The 2,450-nt window shown below is 59.3% G+C and carries 4 protein-coding genes; all 4 read left to right on the top strand.

Going from position 1 to position 2,450, the window contains the following annotated elements:
- Positions 1 to 306: site-specific DNA-methyltransferase (locus tag CR492_RS20160; protein WP_146030352.1), on the top strand; the 306-nt coding region annotated here is incomplete at its 5' end.
- Positions 307 to 326: 20 nt separating this feature from the next.
- Positions 327 to 665 (top strand): DUF5681 domain-containing protein, encoded by a 339-nt coding sequence (locus CR492_RS21585; RefSeq protein WP_432431230.1) that lies wholly within the window; start codon positions 327 to 329, stop codon positions 663 to 665.
- Between the two features lie 108 nt (positions 666 to 773).
- Positions 774 to 1,085, top strand: a complete 312-nt coding sequence (locus CR492_RS20630) for a DUF5681 domain-containing protein (RefSeq protein ID WP_348626736.1) — start codon at positions 774 to 776, stop codon at positions 1,083 to 1,085.
- On the top strand, positions 1,082 to 2,449 hold the full coding sequence (locus tag CR492_RS20145) for a hypothetical protein (RefSeq protein WP_102845492.1): 1,368 nt from the start codon (positions 1,082 to 1,084) through the stop codon (positions 2,447 to 2,449). Before CR492_RS20630 ends, CR492_RS20145 begins: the two co-directional genes overlap by 4 nt.
- The last annotated feature ends 1 nt before the right edge of the window (position 2,450 follow it).

Here is a 2,450-nt window from a genome sequence, read left to right as displayed (position 1 = left end):
CGCGGCCGAACGCGCGGCCTCGATGTTCACCCGACCGTCAAGCCAATCGCGATGGTCGCCGACGCGATCCTCGACGCGACGCAGCGCGGCGACATTATTCTTGATCCCTTCTGCGGCAGCGGCACAACGATCCTCGCAGCCGAGCGAGTCGGACGGCGCGGCTTCGGGATCGAGCTCGATCCGCTTTACATCGACCTCGCGATTTCGCGCTGGGAAAGAATGACCAAGCAGGCCGCCATTCACGCGAACGGCAAGACCTTTGAGGCGATCCGCGCCGAAAGGCTCGGGGCAAATGCCCAAGGCTGACGAAAAAGGAGAGCGACTCGATGAGCCGCCAAAAATCGAGGCAAGGATCTCAGGCCCGAAGGCGTCGACAAAAGCCAAGCAATCGCCGCGAGAGTACGCTGGCCATTCTCGATCGCCTGTTGGCAAAACGCGTCCCGGTTAAAATCAACGGCGAGACGGCGATGGTTCCTGCCGCAGAGGCGATCGTGCTTCAACTGCTTCAAAAAGCCTTGTCAGGGAACGGACGCGCTTGGCGAGCGCTGCTGCGATACAGGGATTTTGCGAGCCGCCGTTCGTCGAAAAAGCGTGAGGTCACATTCGTCGACACGGATTATACGGCGGCCTTCGCGAATTCCCTCCGGAAGGACCCGCATGACTGATTATGAGGTGGGCTATAAGAAGCCGCCGAAAAGCCGTCGGTTTCGACCCGGCGTCTCCGGGAACGTGAGAGGGCGTCCGAAGCGCCAGGCCCTGCCCTCGCCGAGACAATCGAAAAGGTTCTCAACGCGAAGATCGAATATCGCGAGGGCGGTCGGACCAAGCTTGCGAGCGCGCAAGAACTGAGCCTTAGAATGCTCTTCGATCGTGCCGTAAACGGGGATCTCGACGCGGCGACGCTCCTCCTCAAAATCCGAGAGCGCGCCGAGCGCTATGGCGATGCCGGCGTCGAACAGATCGAAATCAGCGACTGGCTGCCGGACTACCCAGGTCAGTCGGGCGAGCAAAAAGCGCGAGAGCTTGCCACCAGTAGAAAAGACCAAGGCGTGGGCGACTCCGAACGCGGAGCAGCTGACGAATGAGCCGGAGGCCGCGCACGTCCGGAACCATCAAGATTTCGATCGGACAATTGCATCCAGGACAGATCGCGGCTTATGCGGCCCTCCGAGACCATCGCTTTATGGCGCTTCGCTGCGGGCGACGTTTTGGCAAGACCGAGCTGGCCAAGGCGTGGATCTCGGAAGGCGTCATCAGGGGGATGGCTTGCGCCTGGATCGCGCCGCAGCACATGCTCGCGCAGGAAGTTTACTTCGACCTTGCGACGAAGTTTTCCTCGCTGATCGAGGAGAGCTCGAAGGCTTCGCTTATTCGGCTCAGAACGGGCGGTCGTCTGGACTTTTGGTCGCTCGACAATGAAATGGTCGGCCGCAGTCGCGGCTACCAAAGAATCGTGATCGACGAGGCGGCGTTCGCCAGAAACGGCGATAACATGGCGGCCGGCTCGATGATGGCGATGTGGGAAAGAGCGATCAAGCCGACGCTCTACGATTACGGCGGCCGGGCGCTCGTTTGCTCGAACGCCGCCGGCAAGGACCTCGACAATTTCTTCTACAATATCTGCACGGACCCTCGGCATGGCTTTTATGAGCATCATGCGACGACGATGGACAATCCGCTGCTGCCAAAGCGCCTCTCCGATGAGAGCGAAGGGGATTGGCTGCGACGGCGCGAGCACCTTCAGGCTGAGCTAATTAGAGACAACGATCCGCTCGTATACGCCCAAGAATATCTCGCACATTTCGTGGATTGGGCGGGGGCCGCCTTTTTCAGTCGTGAAAATATGCTGGTTGACGGCCGTCCGGCCTCGCTCCCGCCAGTCTGCGACGCCGTCTTCGCCGTGATCGACACCGCCTCCAAGACGGGCACCGATCATGACGCCACGGCCGTCGCCTTCTTTGCCATTAACAAGTTTTTCGGCGTCGCCCCCTTGCTGATCTTGGATTGGGATATCGTGCAGATCGAAGGCGCCATTTTGGAAAACTGGCTGCCGAACATATTCGATCGCCTTGAAGAACTCGCCGGCAACTGTCACGCGCGCAGAGGATCGTTGGGCGCCTTTATCGAGGACAAGAACTCCGGCACAATCTTGCTGCAACAGGCTCGGCGACGGGAGATGCAGGCCTATCCGATCGAATCAAGGCTTACGGCGATGGGCAAGGACGAGAGAGCGATTTCGGTCTCTGGCTACGTGCATCGCGGGCTTGTCAAATATACCGATAATGCCTTCCACAAGACCATCTTCTACAAACGTCACTCGCGAAATCACCTGCTCGAACAAATCGAGAGCTTTCGCGTCGGCGACAAAAACAGGGATCGAGAAGACGACCTCCTCGACACCTTCTGCTATGGCGTCGCCATCGCACTCGGCAATAGCAAGGGATTTTAGG

The organism is Methylocella silvestris (assembly GCF_002891535.1).
Lineage (GTDB): Bacteria > Pseudomonadota > Alphaproteobacteria > Rhizobiales > Beijerinckiaceae > Methylocapsa > Methylocapsa silvestris_A.
The sequence above is the reverse complement of the archived record's forward strand: the minus strand, read 5'-3'. Positions and strand labels throughout refer to the sequence as shown.